Annotated in this window: 17 protein-coding genes and 2 pseudogenes; 9 read left to right on the forward strand and 10 right to left on the reverse strand. The window is 47.4% G+C overall.

Annotation, left to right across the window (positions count from 1 at the left end):
- Positions 1-6: 6 nt before the first annotated feature.
- The 3 genes and pseudogenes from H8L32_RS28380 to H8L32_RS21490 form a co-directional block, all read left to right on the forward strand.
- Positions 7-507, forward strand: a pseudogene (locus tag H8L32_RS28380) (S1 family peptidase); the annotation flags it as partial.
- A gap of 210 nt (positions 508-717) precedes the next feature.
- Positions 718-2,331, forward strand: a complete 1,614-nt coding sequence (locus tag H8L32_RS21485; RefSeq protein WP_230412348.1) for an NACHT domain-containing protein — start codon at positions 718-720, stop codon at positions 2,329-2,331.
- Positions 2,332-2,344: 13 nt separating this feature from the next.
- Positions 2,345-3,529 (forward strand): hypothetical protein, encoded by a 1,185-nt coding sequence (locus H8L32_RS21490; protein WP_186949320.1) that lies wholly within the window; start codon positions 2,345-2,347, stop codon positions 3,527-3,529.
- A gap of 564 nt (positions 3,530-4,093) precedes the next feature.
- On the opposite strand, the pseudogene H8L32_RS21500 reads toward H8L32_RS21490, so the two are convergent.
- The 7 genes and pseudogenes from H8L32_RS21500 to H8L32_RS21530 all read right to left on the reverse strand — a co-directional run.
- Positions 4,094-4,225: pseudogene (locus H8L32_RS21500) on the reverse strand (IS66 family transposase); the annotation flags it as partial.
- 586 nt (positions 4,226-4,811) lie between these two features.
- Positions 4,812-5,483: a hypothetical protein gene (locus H8L32_RS21505; protein WP_186949322.1), complete on the reverse strand. Its 672-nt coding sequence runs from the start codon at positions 5,481-5,483 to the stop codon at positions 4,812-4,814.
- A 56-nt stretch (positions 5,484-5,539) separates the two neighbouring features.
- The gene (locus H8L32_RS21510; protein WP_186949323.1) at positions 5,540-5,983 is read right to left on the reverse strand and encodes a hypothetical protein; all 444 of its coding nucleotides are present in this window, start codon (positions 5,981-5,983) and stop codon (positions 5,540-5,542) included.
- 535 nt (positions 5,984-6,518) lie between these two features.
- Complete coding sequence (locus tag H8L32_RS21515; protein WP_186949324.1) at positions 6,519-6,992, reverse strand: 3'-5' exoribonuclease; 474 nt, start codon at positions 6,990-6,992, stop codon at positions 6,519-6,521.
- A gap of 110 nt (positions 6,993-7,102) precedes the next feature.
- Complete coding sequence (locus H8L32_RS21520) at positions 7,103-7,276, reverse strand: hypothetical protein (protein WP_186949325.1); 174 nt, start codon at positions 7,274-7,276, stop codon at positions 7,103-7,105.
- A 72-nt stretch (positions 7,277-7,348) separates the two neighbouring features.
- Positions 7,349-7,837, reverse strand: a complete 489-nt coding sequence (locus tag H8L32_RS28210; RefSeq protein ID WP_329605214.1) for a cyclic-phosphate processing receiver domain-containing protein — start codon at positions 7,835-7,837, stop codon at positions 7,349-7,351.
- Between the two features lie 55 nt (positions 7,838-7,892).
- Positions 7,893-8,678, reverse strand: a complete 786-nt coding sequence (locus H8L32_RS21530; RefSeq protein WP_186949326.1) for a metallophosphoesterase — start codon at positions 8,676-8,678, stop codon at positions 7,893-7,895.
- Between the two features lie 113 nt (positions 8,679-8,791).
- Between H8L32_RS21530 and H8L32_RS21535 the strand changes: the two genes are divergently transcribed.
- Positions 8,792-9,265, forward strand: coding sequence for a 3'-5' exonuclease family protein (locus H8L32_RS21535; RefSeq protein ID WP_186949327.1), 474 nt, complete (start codon positions 8,792-8,794; stop codon positions 9,263-9,265).
- 28 nt (positions 9,266-9,293) lie between these two features.
- Here the strand turns inward: H8L32_RS21535 and H8L32_RS21540 are convergent, their stop codons facing one another.
- The 3 genes from H8L32_RS21540 to H8L32_RS21550 all read right to left on the reverse strand — a co-directional run bounded on the left by H8L32_RS21540 (position 9,294) and on the right by H8L32_RS21550 (position 11,239).
- A complete protein-coding gene (locus H8L32_RS21540; RefSeq protein ID WP_186949328.1) occupies positions 9,294-9,785 on the reverse strand; it encodes a hypothetical protein in 492 nt (163 codons plus the stop codon).
- A 36-nt stretch (positions 9,786-9,821) separates the two neighbouring features.
- On the reverse strand, positions 9,822-10,412 hold the full coding sequence (locus H8L32_RS21545; RefSeq protein WP_186949329.1) for a hypothetical protein: 591 nt from the start codon (positions 10,410-10,412) through the stop codon (positions 9,822-9,824).
- A gap of 68 nt (positions 10,413-10,480) precedes the next feature.
- Complete coding sequence (locus H8L32_RS21550) at positions 10,481-11,239, reverse strand: hypothetical protein (protein WP_186949330.1); 759 nt, start codon at positions 11,237-11,239, stop codon at positions 10,481-10,483.
- A gap of 74 nt (positions 11,240-11,313) precedes the next feature.
- Between H8L32_RS21550 and H8L32_RS21555 the strand changes: the two genes are divergently transcribed.
- The 5 genes from H8L32_RS21555 to H8L32_RS21575 all read left to right on the forward strand — a co-directional run bounded on the left by H8L32_RS21555 (position 11,314) and on the right by H8L32_RS21575 (position 17,093).
- On the forward strand, positions 11,314-11,556 hold the full coding sequence (locus H8L32_RS21555; RefSeq protein ID WP_186949331.1) for a helix-turn-helix domain-containing protein: 243 nt from the start codon (positions 11,314-11,316) through the stop codon (positions 11,554-11,556).
- Between the two features lie 1,084 nt (positions 11,557-12,640).
- Positions 12,641-13,657 (forward strand): HlyD family efflux transporter periplasmic adaptor subunit, encoded by a 1,017-nt coding sequence (locus H8L32_RS21560; protein ID WP_222619450.1) that lies wholly within the window; start codon positions 12,641-12,643, stop codon positions 13,655-13,657.
- A gap of 102 nt (positions 13,658-13,759) precedes the next feature.
- A complete protein-coding gene (locus tag H8L32_RS21565; protein ID WP_186949333.1) occupies positions 13,760-14,020 on the forward strand; it encodes a hypothetical protein in 261 nt (86 codons plus the stop codon).
- Positions 14,021-14,217: 197 nt separating this feature from the next.
- Positions 14,218-15,405 carry a radical SAM protein gene (locus H8L32_RS21570; RefSeq protein WP_186949334.1) on the forward strand — a complete coding sequence of 396 codons (1,188 nt, stop codon included), beginning with the start codon at positions 14,218-14,220 and terminating at the stop codon, positions 15,403-15,405.
- Positions 15,402-17,093, forward strand: coding sequence for a hypothetical protein (locus H8L32_RS21575; RefSeq protein WP_186949335.1), 1,692 nt, complete (start codon positions 15,402-15,404; stop codon positions 17,091-17,093). The genes H8L32_RS21570 and H8L32_RS21575 overlap by 4 nt, the downstream gene beginning before the upstream one ends.
- The last annotated feature ends 5 nt before the right edge of the window (positions 17,094-17,098 follow it).

The following is a 17,098-nucleotide window of genomic DNA, read 5'->3' on the forward strand; positions in this document are numbered from 1 at the left end:
ACTACAATGTACCGCGATCTGCATACCTCAGTTGTACGAGTGCTAGCAAGCAACGGTAGTACGGCGGGAACGGCGTTTTTTTGCCTGCCAAAAGGGTATCTGGTGACATGCAGTCACGTGCTTGACGTCCTGGCCGATAGTGACCAGCTAGTCGAATTGCGGTTTTCACCCGAGGTCAACGTGGAAACGGTTTGCTTGAAGGCAACGGTGTGCTGGCAATGGAGTTCCACGTCAAAGCAAGACGACATAACAATCCTTCAGTTGGTGGATGACATACCTGCGCGTGCGGCACCGCTCTCGTTCGGTGCAGGCAAGCCGCGCCTGGGTGCGCTCGTGGATGCATGGGGCTACCCTGCTCACAATCCAGAATTCGGCATGCCCGGCCAAGCCGAGTTTGTGGGCATGACACGAGAGCTAACCACTGGTGCGGAGGTGTATGTAGTGCGTGGCGACAGTATCGCCCGCGGGTTTAGCGGTGGCCCGTGTGTGCTGCGTGAGACCGGGGAGGTTCTGGGGGTTGTCACGGCCTTGACTACAGCGGACCGGGAAGGGCGTTGGCCCCTAGGATGCTTCGTTACGCCAGCGGAATCCGTGCTTCGACTCTGCCCAGTCCTTACAGTGGGAACGCCGCCCGCAGTACAGGCGCTCCTCCAACCTTGGGAGGAATGTTGGGAGCCGTTTCAGAAGTACATTGGATCTTCTGAGTTCGGGAGTGCCTTGGATGTCGACTACAAATTTCCGTTGATTGAAGAATTGTCGGACACCGCTCCTTGCTCAGTAGAGCCGGTTGAACTCTTGAGGCAGCAGTTGGCTTCGCACGAGCCAAAGTTGATGATCATTGTGGGTGCACCTGGTACTGGCAAATCGCGCCTGTTAGCGGAATTGGCTCGTGCGGTCAGTTATGCGGACCGTGACTCGGCGTTACCGCAACAACTGGTTCCCATCCTGGTTACGGCGCGCTCTTATGCTGCAGCGCGTGGTAATTCGCCAGCAGAACACTTTGCAGAGAGCTTGCGACTCGACGGAGCGGTAGCCACCATTAAGGCCTTGGACGCTCAGGCCGTCGAAACGCTGTTTCTAGACGGACGCTACCGTTGCTTGGTCATGATCGATGGCGCCGATGAAGTTTCGAGTCCAACGGGCCGCAAGCAGTTTTTCAAGAAAGTAGCCGCCGATGCGCGGGCACTTCTACATGAAGGCCATCTGGTCGCACTGTCCACGCGTCCACTGTATGACACAAAGAGCGACCTGCTGGATGGCCTCTGTACCGTTTATAGACTACCGTTTTTTGACCAGGGGGACTCGGCTCGCCTCGCCGATAGCACGCTGGGTTCTCTTTCCGAGGAGTTTCAATCCACAGCTACATTAACGGGACTTATCGCCAGCCTGGACACACCTTTACTGTTGAACCTGGCAATGGCGTTATTCTTGCGGCGCCCCACAAAGTTTCCCGCGACGATTATCGGCATCTATAATCAATTCCTCGAGTTGATGCGGGAGGGTTGGAAGGACGCGCCTGCGCCATCGGCTGATATTGTGGAAGTTCTTGGGAGTGCCGCTCTTGGGTCTTTAACTCCCAGCGACAGCGGTGGTCATGTCGAAGAGTGGCTCAACGAGATCGACCATGCAATCCAGGATGCATTCCGTACTGTGCGCGAAGAATCACGCCTCGGTGTCGACGACACACTTTGCAAAGCGCAGGCCGTAATCAATTTCGGATTGCAATCCTCCGGACTTATGTACCGACAAGCGGATGCGATCCATTGGTCACACCTACTTCTGCGAGATTACCTCGCTGCGATGCGCTTGAGCGCGATCGTGAGGACGGACGAGCAGTGGGTGCAACACTTTCTGAATACGCAACACGGCGATTCCCTCAGACGTGAGAGTCTAATCCTATTTTTGGTAAATGAGTCTATTACAGGATGCGCTGAGAGACTACTGCGAACCACTCGCGACGAGTGGAATGGATTCCCGCTTTCGCTGTTGTTGTTTATCAAGGACTGTTTGCACCGCGGTGCCATTTTCAGTTCCGACTTTCTCGATCAGCTGTTCTGCGCATTTGAAGAACTCGCGTTGGAAGATCAGCACAGCTTTGGTAGTTGTAGATCATTGTTTTCCGGCGACTATGGCGTCTTCTCGCACCTGTTGGCATTGCAGCGAATTGCGCAAGCCCAGTCCGCCATACTGAGAGCAGTAGACCGCGCCGGGCGCGACTGCATGATGTCTGAGTGGCCTGAATCGAGCCGTTCAAGAACATTCACACCAAAGATTCTTTACGCAGGTCCGTTGGCGACCATGCGTGCTATCTTTCCCCGTGATGAGAATTAGCCCAGGAGGACACATGTACTTGTCAAAGCTTTCAGTCTTGCACCCCAGCGAAACGAAAAACCTACGGAGTTTCCTGGACGAGCACCCGAGTGGCGATTTACTCGTCGTCATCAACTCAACTTCCCAGGAGGGAGAATACGCATGGCTATCACGTCGAGGCAGCAAAACACAAGAGGGCTGCGGAGCTATCAACGAATCAACCAAAACCGGTGTTGAAGTAGCGAGTCATAGCACCAGAGTCTTCCACGGAGACCGTCTCGCCTTTGTACGGTTGTTAGACCAACTTGCCGATCGGGAGCGCGCAGGTTGGAGCCGTTCGACCTTCGCAAGCGATTGCAGGTTGTCTGCAGCAGATGGACTGCATGATGAGCAGGCATGGTGCGAGACCGCCTTTGAGCACGATGGCAGGCCAAGCGAACATACGGCGTACGTCGTACAAGTGCTCGGCAGCCAAAATTACTTTGCCTACTTCAACTTCAAATGGGTCGGAGAAGACTCAAGTTCAGTTAAGAGTTGCCATGATCTCAAGACGTGGGCAAGTGCATATGTGCCGCGAATGTATGGCGAGCGCGATGTTGAACGCTGGGTCTTTCTGTGCAAGGAAGACCTCGAGACGTTTAGCCGTGTTGCGGTAGACTATCGCCGCGCATTCACATTGATGGACTACTCGTTTGAGGTTTTTCGGGCAGGAGGTAGTCCAAAACGGGACCCGACGCTTCATCCGGGAGTCGGCAGCGCTGCTGGCACCGGTCTTCGTGCAATCTTGCAGTCTGCACTGGGGCGTCTGGGAATGAGCACTGCCGAAACCTGGACGCCTAAAGATCAAACCATGGTCAACCGCCTGACCAAAGTACTCGCGGACAAGGCGAGTGGACCAATCGACATGACAAAATCACCGTTGGCGCTACCAAAGTTGAAGTCATTGCTATTGAAACACCTAAATCTAAGGAATATTCCTCCTGCCGCACTGACCCAGAACGAAGTCATTCGACTTTACCTTGGCCTCGCCCGATTCTATGAAGGTTGGGATAAGGTAAGTTGTGAAGCACTGTTCAGCAGTAATATGCGTACGTTCAATATCGAAGCGATCAATGAGTGTTTGACCGATGACAAAGTACAACACAAACTCGACAGAGCTCGTCAACTGTTAGTGGCCGAATTAATCTCTAATGGAATCGAGGTTGACGATAGCCAATGAAGGGGCGCGCAGTTCCTGCTCATCATTTTCGTATGCTCATGCCAGCACCTGGCGTTGCACTGACGAGACGATTGTATTCATTGAATTCGGAAATAGATGGTGCGAAACAACCATGTCGCAGGCACCACTACCGCGCAAGGTTATAGCGACGAATTGTCATCATTGTTGAAACTACAACCGCCAATGTTCCACTTAATTTCTTGTTTGATCTTCATAATGGTCTTCCGCGTGACAACGAAGATCGTACTCGTATCAAGGCAATCATTAGTGCTTGAGGTGATAGCATAGCAAAAGCACATTGGACCCGTGGCATCATTGTCGATGAGAACGGTAATTTGCAGGTCGATGTTGAGTTATATATCCTTGCCGTCTACCGTGGCAAACAGGAAACGCGAATCGCAGCGGCTGAAAAAGGGGTCGACCAACTTAATGAGCAACTTGAGTATGTCTCCCATTTTCAGGAGTGTGAGCAGGAGTATGCGAATAAACTCGGAGGAAGAAATCTCGCTGGAATAGCTTTCATTAACTAAGTTCTGCCAGCGTGGACAAACAGTCGTGGTGCGGTATTTGGCCCAGTGCTTCGGCTGCCGTCGGGTGTTGATTGGCTGCATGCAGATCAAAGAATTTACGGCGTGCATGCGCCAGACAAGCTAGCTTGGTGATGCCATGACCAAACAGTGCTTTGTAGCCAGAATAATGTTGTGCATAACATTACGCGGGTTATGTTGCGCCGAAATTTAGGTTGCGGCGGCGGTTTCGAGTCAGGATTTGCCCAATGTCCGCTTACCGGTCCCCGCACATAAAAAAACGACCTACAAACTAAATTTGCTTCAGAAATGCCATCAGTGAAGGCAGCGTGGTTGCAAGGCGTGGCGCCGCAGGCAGGCCCGATATATCAACGCTGGCATCCTCGCCTTAAGTTGCCGGTTCTTTGGTTCGCCGTTGTTCAACCTATCAATAGCTTCAAGGAAATCCTGTTCGATCTTATCTTGAGGCGGGGCTTCTTTTTTTAGCCTTGGCATACTTACCCTCTAGGATTGAAGTAACATGGAAATCAAGTGTTGTTAGGTCAGCTTCGAATTTCTTCAGAATACTCCTGGCTTGCACGTTTCACTCGTGGTAAAACAGATTTGACTTTACTGATCGATGAACGCCCTGAATCACGGTCTGACGGATTAGATCCAACTGACCGGACGTTAGTTCGCCGTTGTCTGCCTCATATGCGGACACATGCTCTTCTCGTATGTCATGACTGCGCTCTGCTGCGCCAGAGATAGGGAATTTACATTTTGACGGCATGTGACAAAAGTCCAATCTGATCATTCAATGTGAATTCGGTATGCCAGTTTTGCTGACTGTAAGCATACCCGGGAAATTCCAGCGATAAAGATGTTTCTCGTTTCAAAATTCTCTTGGTCAACGTGGCAAGGACGTGTAAGTCTTCAACTCCACGGATCTCGATAGGCGCACAAATACTGACGTAACGCGACCAATTTGACCAATCGACCGAAATGGTAGGCGTAATGATAATGGCATTATCTGGGTCATAAGCAATGCGACTCCGCTCTGCACGCAGCGCTTCAAAGTAAGCATCATCGTTTCTAAGCATGGATGAATAGGACACGATTTTCTTGCGCGATTTCCCAACTTTGCGATAATTTGGGCTGTGTCCTTCCATAAAATCCGTCTTACTTTGATTTTCTGTCTTGGCAAGAGCACTATAGGCACTCTCGTCTACCATACTTTTATAAACATAGCGGGGATGTGTCCATGCAACATTTACCCGGTAGTCGTTAAGAATAAATAAGACATCGTCCCACCAGGACAGTTTTTCTGGATTTTCAATATCGTATACATGGCGAACGACGATGCCATTTTCAAAATGCCGGTCACGAGCATTTTTATGGTGAAGCTTGGCCTTTCGTTTTAACTCTTCAATGTGTCTGTTTTTCATTCTTTCTTTGCCCTCAATAGTGTTTTAGATTTGCTCATCACCTGGCTTGCAATCGGCTAAGGCACAATGTTTAGTCGCTCTAACTCAGTTATCGCCTGCAGAACTTCGCGTTGGTGAGTTCTGATTTTATTGAAATACGCTATGCCTGAGACGATCTGATCTTCCCGCTGTCTATCGACCGATCCATAAATGATTGAACCGTATAGTGGTGTAGCAGCATTGGCATTGTAGCTTGCCTCTGCGCAATGCTTCAGACGCTCATCAACTTCGCGCTCAACGTGGTGGCGTAGTTCAGCATCCGTCTTGTCCGCGTAGTCAAATGTCATACCTGGACAGCGCCGAATGACTTCCCAGACAGGCACCGGAATGGACAGCATTACCCGATTATTGGAAACCTCAAACTGAGCACCTTCTAGCTCCAAGTAGACATGCCCATCATGGAATGCTTCAGAGTACAAATGGAAATTAGGCCCATGGGCGAGGCTGCTTTTGGTCGACATCGTCGTACTCCTTCTGGATATCACAAATTTGGATGGATGGTTCCCATGCTGATTTGTCCCGGGTCCTTGAAATTCCTAAGAAATTGGAACAATCTCCAAAGACTCAATAAACGCTCTTTCACGATCTGGTAACTGTGCTTGGTCGATCAACGACCGGTCGGCACTCCGATAGAGCATTCCGCATGCTCTACCATCTAATTTGGTCGCTGCTGATTCACACTCGATACTGGCCCAGTTAAGACTCGGATGACGGCACCTTTTCTGACATTAAAACGTTCTCCTCAATCGCCCGAATCCCTGCCTCCATCTTTACCCTGGCGGAAGAGTTGGCAGAATGCACGGACATCTTGGGTGGCTTGAAGCCATGCAGTCGACAGCTTCCTCTACCCATATGCTAATGTGGAATGATCAACGTGTGCCCAGGTAAGATGGCAAAGCCGTCTCTAGTCACAAAACCATTGATATTTTTTTGATAATGCAATCTGCATCAATGCTGCAAAAGGGACAGGAATTTTTCATCGTTTAGGTCGTATCATTATGAATCTGTCGAAGGGCGTTCTCGGAAAGCATAGCGATTTGCCTGTGCGTCGTAGAGTGCGTGATGCTCGGGCAGACTGTTCTTCTGGTGGAATTCGTAGCGCAGTAATTCGTTGATTTCATTCGCTACTAGCCGTGGACGGCACCAATTTGGTACCCGATAGTCCAGGGCATCGGCGAACAAATCCCAGTCGGTTTGGTAGTCAAAACAGATTTCAATGTCTGCCCCACGTGGTCGGACCAAATGCAACCATGACAGAAGACGACCTCGAAGTTCTTCCGCACTGCAGGCGGCGTTCGCCATCATGCCCAACATTGGAATCACCACCATGCGGACGAAGGGACTACACACCTGTTCAGGATACGGCACCTCTGCATAAAATTCTTCGCCGGACGCTGACGCAAGTCCAATACTGATAAGATGTGTATCAATAAAGTCGGTAAATTCAGTGTCAACAAAGATTTTTAGCATATGCAAGATAAGAGAAACGCGAGTGCTCCATGAATCTTATTTCGTACACGGCACTCAATGTGTGCAAATTCAAGTTGATTCTGCCAGTAGTTATCGCGTCAATGCGGCTACTAACTGCTAACCAAAATGAACACCCTTTCAATCGCGTTTCCGGTCATTTGATATTTATCACGGCCAGCTTCAAATTGTACGTTACTCAATTCAAGATAAATCTTATCGTCTTCAAATGTTTTCATATATAAATGAAAAATTGGTCCATGCGCCAGGCTAATTTTTGGTGACATTGAGATTCCCGTTTAAAACCGAAATTGCTATCACTGAAGAAATGGTCGTAATTCAGCCAGTTTAGTCCAGATTTAAAGTAGTCCTTGAATTGCCCGGATTCCCGCTTCCATCTTTTCTCTAGCAGAAGAATTGGCAGAGTGCACGGCCATCTTGGGAGGCTTGAAGCCATGCAATGCGACAGCTTCCTCTATCCACACCACTACATCATAACCAGTGCCACGTTCATCATTGCCCAGATCATGGTCCAAGCTGATTTCGGCTACCGCATTAGTTTTTAGCAGGTCAATTGCCTCGTTTGGCCAATATACGCGTACCCATCCTTCTGGCGTGATACGTTCGTCATCTAGGAACACGCGTAGGGCCAGAGAGGCCGGATCGGATAATGTCCTGGCAGTGCGCACCAGATGGTCATGCTCAACTAAGCGCTCATAATCCTTACTGCCAAATTCACGTCCGACAGGTGTGACATTAGCCCAGAAAGAATCTTCTTTTCCCAATTCAGGACCAGGAAGCTCTTGGAGGTAATCATCAATCAGCTGTTTCCGTGTTTTATTAGTCATGGCAAAAACTCCTTGTGCTCGTTATCAAATATCGAAATTGTCTTTGCTTGGAAAACTATTCTGGAAGTTCAATAATCAGATTTGGGTCGAAATGAGCGTTCTCAGGTGTGCCCGCCCTGGTCTTATACCCGCAGGGATTGCACACGACACGGCACTGACCGATCTCATAATCAAACGACTCATGCATGTGGCCATGTATCCACAGATCGGCCTGCGAAGCAATCTCATCCAGATTCGAGGCATAGGCAGCAAACACCATGTCTTGCGCGTAGCGCTCCGGGACGGATTTCATCGACGGTGCCATATGCGTAACAACCACCGTTTTCCCGGCGAAAGGCTCCGCCAATTTTTGCTTGAGCCATAATTTATGTTCGGAATGAAACTTTGCTGTATCTGCAGACCTGAGTTTGCGATAACCTACGCGAGCCAAACGGATGCGTTTGTAGTCGACCATTACAGCTTCTGCCTCGCGCATGGCAATCTGTCTGTCATCATCACCAAATAATCGGAAATCCGTCCACAACGTTGCACCGAGAAACCTCACATTATCGAGAACGAGTTCATTGCAGTTCAAGAAATGCACATTGCCAGACGCTATGCATGCAGCCTCAATATCTTCCTGCACGTGGTCCAAATGTTTGCCATACGATTCATGATTACCATGAACATAGAGCACAGGTATGCCAGAAAATGTTTGTGCAGCCCATTCCACTGCTTTCGCACCGGTATCAATATCTCCGGCCAGCACCACCACATCCGGGTGACAGATGGTAGGATCAATGGTGGGAGCTGCCTCACGCCACAGTTCGTGATGAAGATCTGATAAAGGCAAAATACGCATGGTCACTTTCAATAATTAAAATCCTGTTTGTATAACGGATGGGAATAAGTTCACCTTTAAGTGCTGAACTCGGATGTTTGCAAATAAATTTCGCTTCTGTTCATTAACTACCTATGAAACGCATATTCATCGACACAGAATTCACGGACTCCTTCGACCTGCACCTTGTCAGCATAGGCTTGGTGAGTTCTGCAGGCGAGGAATTCTATGCCGAGGTGCCGTTTCCAGACGCGAGTTGCTCCGCTTTTGTCCGCGAGGCAGTCATTCCACTGTTAGGCAGGATACCTGACGCAGTGATGTCCAAAGATAGCTTATGCCAGCAGCTCCTTGCCTGGCTATCTACTGTTCGCCTGGTGAACTCGGATATAGAAATTTGCTTTGACTACCAGACCGATTGGGATTTATTTATTGACGCTATCGATTATCACGTTCCGGTTTGGTGTCGCCCGTGCCTGATTGCCAGTAACATCAATGAAGTCGTGAAATACGAGTTTTATAAGAAGCATGCATTGCCTCAACATCATGCTCTCTATGATGCCAGGGCGAATCTGGCGGCTTTTCAGGAAAGCGATGATGGTCGTCTTTAATGCAAGTCTAGTAGACCCTGTCCTTCCATTAATTCATCAAGTCGGAGAACGCGAATTTCAATCGCATCTTGCGTTTGGTGCTAAAGTCTATTGAATCTGGCGATGTCAATATTTGGCTGTACCACTCAAAGCGTTCCTGCAGGTTGTGAAGTTCATGGGCGAACCGCTCATTTTGCACTCTGGCGTCCTTGATGCTGATCAATCCCAACAATTGACCAAGTCTTACAGTGCGCTTGAAGAACTCAGCCCGTTCGATCATCCGTAGTCTCAGGTCTTCCAGACCATCTTTCTTGACGCTGGCCAAAGCCGAACGCAACAAATTGCGTTCATCACGTATTAGCAAGTCTATGTACCTTTCAAAATGCTGTTTCATGACAAGTGGTAATTCCTCATCGGCGGCCGGCTCGTCCATCACTGCTTGATCAAGTGTATCCTGGCCTGATAGTTCTTGTGCACCGGTCAATGGTCGTGGCAAGGCTTCTGTAGGGAAGTACTGTTCAGAAGATGCATTGGTTTCCAAGCTGATTTCCTTCATAGGCTGATTGTTTTGTTATTTTTAGTCCGGTAATTTTTGGCCGGACAGGATCAGACCAATTTTATGACTCCAGTCTTCTGCTGAATGTTTCCCGACGCCCATCGTGACGGAAGGTGTTTGCAAGTCGTCCAAAAAGAATTTGATCTGGTAATTATTGGTTTTTGTTACGACGGCATTCCCTTGTACTTTGGTCTCTTCCTTCCAAAGGATGCTCCATTTACTGACTTGTGCGAAATCAAAGACCCATACACATTTGCCGTGAAACTTATTGAACATGATTTTTTTGGCTTCCGTGTCAAACATGACCAGGTCGGTGCCACTGGAGAAACCGAATGCCTTGTCCAGTCGGAAATTGCTTCCATAGGCTTTATTGGCGGCTTCAACAGCGGATTTCCTTCTGCGATCCCCGCTTCGTACCAGATACGTCAACCAAGCAATGAAGCCACCTATCACGACATAGGCTGTTAATTTTTGGTCCCAGCGCGAGTCGCCTCCGACTATCAAACCAAAGGCCATGGCGGCGGCAGTCAAAAAGAATACGCCTCCGAACAAGTTCGTCAGCGTGTTCGTGGCAGCGGCAGAGTTCAAATCGCTTTGAGTGGGGCGTTTCATATTAGAAAAAGGTACGAAATTGGGAAAAACTGGCTGTTGATCTAACCTCCAGGTGAGGCAAAGTTCGACTATTGTCTGCTCACATCCGCCTGGGTGGGTACATTCACGAACCAGAATCGGTAATCCTGCGCTTCATTCCAGTTGTATCCCAGTGTCATCATGATGCTGCCTATGTAATAACTGCCATTGGGATTGAAGAACAGGTCGTAACCGGGCTTGTTAGGGAACAGATGCTGTGGCGGTAGTGGTCCGCGAGTACGTTGTGCGCCGGTGTGCTGCGCGCTGCTGACGATGCCAAAGCTTTTCCACATCAGGCCAATATCCTTGAATGGTGTATTCCGCACGATGTCGTCACCGCACACGGCGATATTGTCGTAATTGACTGCGCTTTTGGGATCACTCCATACGGTGAGTGAAACGGCGATGCAATCAATTGCTGAATAGCGACCAGGCACGCCACTTGGTGGAATCGCGTAAAACCATTTGGGTAGTTTGTTGACGGTCACAGCCACTCTCGGCCATTCGTTGGAGCCACTTGTAGAAATGATGTCTTTTATGGCGATATCTCGAAGGTGAAGGCGTCCATCGGTGGATGTGCTCCCAGCCTTGGTGTTCCCGGTTTGAACGGGCGCAACGATGGCATTACCGACGGCATTGATTGAGGCGTTCAATCTTTCAGCAAATGTCGGGCCGGATGCCTGGGTAGTTTGAGGTTCCGTAGCTTGCTGTGCAGCGGTTGGGGCTGTAACACATCCGGTGAGGGCGACGACGCTGGAAGGAAAAAGGACGAGTGCATACCTTAGCATGCAGTCACTGCTGAATTTCATTGCCAATATCCTTTTAGTTAATATGGGGAAGATTGCCCGTGGTTTGATTGCCATCATATCGTGAAAATTGGCTAATGCCAATTAATTCACCTCATGCCCAAGATAAAGTGCTGATCGCGTTCGGCGCAGCCGTGCGGCATATCCGAAAAGAAAATGGTATTTCCCAAGAGGAATTGGCTCTGAAATGTGAGATTGACCGCTCTTACATGGGGTCGATTGAACGCGGACAGCAGAATTCCGGCCTTCTTCATATATCCAGAATTGCTAATGCACTCGACATTTCTATAGCTGAATTAATGTCAACGGCGGGGCTGTAAAAAAACGACCTAGAAGGAATAGGTTCCTACTCAGTCCAATTCTGACCCAATGGCTTTAGCAATATCGAGTAAGCGTTGAATGGCCGCAGCTCACTTAGCCACAAGTTCTGACCGCTAATTGCAATCAGATAACTCGAATTTTCGATACTTTTTTGTCACAAGTAGGCGGGCGCTGCTGGCCCAAAGCATGTGCGCAGGTAAGCAACTTAGGCAGTAATAAAGAGCTTTTGCCAAACTACTGCCATTTGCTGCCCTCAGACGTTTCTTTTGCATCTATGCGTGCATTGGAGCCTACCAATTTAGTGGCAGGTGATTCTGGTCAAAAATTCCGGCCACCATTACAACTTCTATTTCGTCGACCTTCCTAATATCACGACATTTGTCCAGGAACTTTGAGTCACCAGGTGGCATACATAAGCCATGGCATCATCGATTTCATTTGTTGATAAACGTATCAATTATTATAATTTAAGAAATAAATAGACAAAATAGCTATCTTTTGAAATAATCAACAATATGCTTAGTATTATTATAATTTTTCCTCATTGAATTCACTGAAATTGTGCGAAAAATATATTCAAAATAGACCTTTTTAAATAAGGGCGCTGATTCTAGTGCCGTATAAAGAGGAATGTGCGCATGCAAATTGATGAAAACATTCAAATTGATCGAGTGTTAGTTGAAGGTGTGTAGTAATTGAAAATATTTCTTATTGGAAATAGTTCTTTGGAGTATTATTGTTCTAAATGCTATTTCCCGTCGAGGCATAAAATGATTAAACGCTACTCCGTTTTGGTAATCAGTTTAAAAGAGTCTCGCCGTGCTTTTTAGACGGGAAGCCCTTGAGTCCAAACAAACAAATTGGAACAATCCCGCGAAAATTACCGAAGGTGCTATGCACCCTAGCATCCCTTTTATTGCCATATCGATAACTGCGTTATTGTTGACGTTTTGTCTCACGGCACGCATTCCGCGGAAGATGCTAATCAGTGGCCACCTTGAACCAAGGTCGGGTCTGGTAACAATTTCCAGCAGCACTCAAGGTTCCATTCAGTCTGTTGGTGGAGTCGATGGACAAGTTGTAATGCAAGGTCAACCGATCTTCGAGATCGGTACTGACAAATACATTGGCAGTGATTCAACTGCAAAACGCGTATTGAGTTCCATCGAAGAGCAAAAGCTCACCTTAAAGCGTGAAATCAGTCTGCGCGAACAACAAAGCAAACAGCGAGGATTGGCACTCAGTGCTCGTATCAATGGGCTGCTGCTTCAACGTGCGAATTCTGCGCAAGACCTCGTTTTATCGCGTCAGCGTTTGTTGGTGACTGACGCTGAGTGGCAGCGCAGCCTCGAACTTGGTCGAAGCGGGTTGATACCCAAAGCTACTGTCCAGCAAAAGGAGTTAGAGAACCTTGAGGCAAAATCGCGGATAGAAAATTCAGAGCGCGTACTTGCGATGATTGACTTGGACATCCAAGCAGCCCGCTCAGAGCTTGATGGTCTAAAAGCTCAGTTGGGGCCTGACATCGAAAATTTGAAACGTTCACTTGCTGCAAATGATCAAGCAAGCGTGGAAGCAGCGATGCGCAGTGGCTTGACGATCACGGCCCCTGTTGCGGGAACTCTAACGCTACTGCATCGCAATATTGGCGAAGCAGTTCAAGTAAATCAGATCTTAGCCACGATCATTCCTGCTGGCGATGTAAGTGAGTCGGGAAAGATCAACTTAGTCGCAACTCTATTTGCGCCAAGTCGTGGCATTGGGTTTATTCAACCTAAACAACCCGTTACGATTAAATATCAGGCCTTTCCATATGAAAAATATGGTGTTGACGTGGGAGAAGTGGAAAGCGTCAGTCCAGTGGCTGTTGCCGTCCAAGATATTCCGATGATGTATCAGCGCCAAGCTGCACAGCGAGGAGCAGATGCGGAGAACTATTACAAAATAGTTGTACAACTGTCCGGTAAATCTACAAATCGATACCGAAAAGATCTCACTTTAAGAGCTGGTATGACCTTCGAAGCTGAGGTTCGCCAAGATGAGCGATACATTTGGGAATGGATTTTCGATCCATTTCTGCGTGCGCGAACATTTTTTTGAATTTGATAGAGACGTTTAGTTCGAATGAATTGCGTCTTTTATTGAATAACGCGATGTACCCGGCGTGACTCAGGGTAAGTTACATAATTGGAGTTTTTAGAAATGAACAAATTTGATCAACTAGACGCTGCTTTGGGTAATGAAGACTTAACACGCTCAAACAATAGTGAGGTGGTTAAGCGCTTATTGACTCCTGCGGAGTGGGATGATGTGGTCGGTGGGGATGGGTATAATCAGGGAGGTAACTATACCCAGACCAGTGGTAGCTACACCCAATCCGGCAGCGGTAGTCATTCGCAAACTGGAGGCGGCAATTACACTATGGCGACTCCTGCACCATCACCAGTCACAGGTACTCCCTAAGCTCTTAGATCTGCACTTGACGTCCAAAATATTCCAACGCTTCGGATTTTCAGGTGTGGGTTTATTCTAGGAGACAAAGCGGTTTTTCACCATTAGGGACCGCTGAGACGTTTAACTGACTGCAATTCCAGTGCACTGGTTAAATTTATCGGCGGTACCTAATTGATTTATTTATTATCTCACCATCGAAAAAATATATGCCATTTGACACATTACAGGTAATTCTAAAAGTATCTGAACGATGTAATCTAGCATGCACCTATTGCTATTATTTTTATTCTGGAGATGATACTTACGCAAAAAAACCGCCAGTGATGAAAGAGTCTACAGCAGAAGTAGTCGCCGCATTTCTCGCGAATGGGGTACGTGAATTAGGTATATCGCGTGTCCTTATTGCTTTTCATGGTGGCGAACCACTATTACTGAAACCAGAGCGATTTCAGGCCTTTTGCGATATTTTTAAGGTTGCATTAAGCCACGTCCAACTAGCTTTTCAAGTTCAAACGAATGGCGTACTTATCAATGACGAATGGATAGCCAAATTCCAGGCATATGACGTCAATATTGGTATCAGTATTGATGGTGCCGAGCCAGAAAACGATAAATTTCGCATTGCCAACAATGGCAAGGGTTCGTATTCCGAAGTTGTAGCTGGTTTGCGCAAAGTTCAAGCGGCAGCTCAAGGGGAAAAAGCTCTTACAGCACCAGGCACAATCTCAGTCATAAATGCAACTTTCGATTATCATAAAATCTTCACGCACCTCCACGAAGATTTGGGAGTTGAGCAAATCTCATTTCTACTTCCTGATGTCCAGCACGATACAGGTTTGCCAATGAACACTCCAGCCGAAAACTATGGCGACATACTTTGCCAGATATTTGACGCCTGGCTTGAGAGTGGGGCAAAGGCAAAAGTGCGTCAAATTGATCGTTTCTTAAGTTTCTTTCAACACATCAATGAAGCTTCTATCCCTACCGATTGGGGGGGGCAAGCTCGAGGCACGCAAATCATTGTGATCCAAAGTGATGGAGAGTTGTCAATCGATGACTCCTACATGGTTGCGTTAGATTGGCGGCAGTCACAAAAAACGCCACATGTAGAACAGACTAGCCTAAAAAAATATTTGGAACAACCCGTATTTACGGACATAGCGAACTTTCGTGCGACGCTACCGAATGACTGTAAATCGTGCTGTTGGAATCGTGTATGCGGAGGGGGTGATCTTGAAAATCGCTATTCAAAATTAAATGGCTTTGATAACCCTAGTATTTTTTGCGATGGATTGAAAAAGTACTACACACACGTAACGAAATATCTCATTGCGAATGGTTACTCTCGAGCAGAAATTAATAGACGCCTTTTAGGTGAGGAACGTATAGCATGACGCATATAGATATGGGAGAGATTGGCGTTTTAAGAGTGTTGAGATTTGTGTCAGTTTTAATTTTTTTTTATGCCTTTTCATCCTTAGCGGTCGCTCAATCTGCAAAAATAACTTTAGTATTTAAGCCAGGTCAAAAAAATGTCGAGGCACGTTTTGAGTTATCACAAGCAGTGAGCGTACTGCGGTTTTCCGGTAATGGTGAAGTTCGTTTGAAATCTTGGGTCCCATTAGAGGGAGCTCATTTGAACTCTGATGGAACGGAAATACTGCTACCGAAGACAACGAAGAGAATTATTGTTCAGTTGAATGCATTTGAACGGGATGGTTTGATTGATCGCGTCTATACGCCAGTTATCCTATTTGGTGATGGAAATGCCGCTCAGGTCTATTCAGAATATTTACTTCCCAAAGGTGGAGGTTCAGTAAACCTTGCTAATCCAGGCGTGGTGCTAGGAAATGCAGTGAGCAAGGGAACGACGATTTGGCATGCCAACGACGCTGCCACATATATTGTTACTGGCCAAGCAAATACGAACACTAGCAGCGAATACATAATCACATTGGATAATTCACTTCCGATTTGGATTGCTCAATCATTGAACAAACAAGTGGCTGCACTAATGGACTTGTACACACAAAAGTTTGGCAATCACCCAAAGCAAAAGCCGTGGATTGTTGCTTCGTATAATCCTGTTGCTTCTATAGGTAATTTAGGTTTTCGTGGTGACACCAATCCTGGAATGGTGCGCCTGAATTTGATGGGGAAAGGCTGGGAGTACGAAAATACTGAGCAGTCTTATCAACTAGCCAGCTTTGTTGCACATGAACTATTCCACCTTTGGAATGCAGAACTTTGGCGTGCTCAGAACAAAGATCCAATTTGGCTCTACGAGGGTGGAGCAGACGCCGTTGCACAAGATGCATTGTACCGATTAGGAATTACCAATGCTGATCGATACAGATATCAACGCATGGATAGTCTAGTTGGCTGTAGTACAGTAAAAGGTGAAACTCTCGCCAACAAGCTCGTCAGTGGTGGTCGCACACATTACAAGTGCGGTGCGGCTATTTTCTATCTTGCTGCAGCAATGAGTGGAGAGAAAAGCCTTGATATCGGCCCATTAGATTTATGGGCCGACCTATTTATCCAAACCAAGGCGCAACGCAAGTATTCGGTCTCGGATTTGCTTCATGTCGTAGAAAAACGCAAAGCTCAATTAGCTACCCGTGACATCGCTAGCCCCCAATCTTATCTTAACGAGTTGATCGAATCAAAGCTACCTTGGAGCGAAGCGCTTGCAAATGGTCAGCAAACATTTCGTATTCATCAGATTAATCCCAAGGAGCCAATATCGTCAAACGTTGCTGCGGTGCTGCTAGATAAACTGGTTATTGACAGGGTTACCGATGATTGTAAGGGAGCGACAAGCGTCGCATACGACAATCAAATCTATCAAGTTGAAGCACTGAATTCATGCCATAAAATTCGGCAATCAGTGACACTAACCCATCTTGGAGGACATTCTATGCGTGAAAATGCTCAGTTGGCGATGACTTATGCATTCGATCAGTGTTCAAAAGGCCTTAATCTACATTTCAGTGGCAAGGAAGGTATTTCATTAGATCTGACTTGCTTGCAAACGCCATCAGTACCTACTGGATTGTTTGTACCTGATCTAGATCACTGAATAAT

The organism is Undibacterium hunanense (assembly GCF_014284335.1).
Classification (GTDB): Bacteria; Pseudomonadota; Gammaproteobacteria; order Burkholderiales; family Burkholderiaceae_D; genus Undibacterium; species Undibacterium hunanense.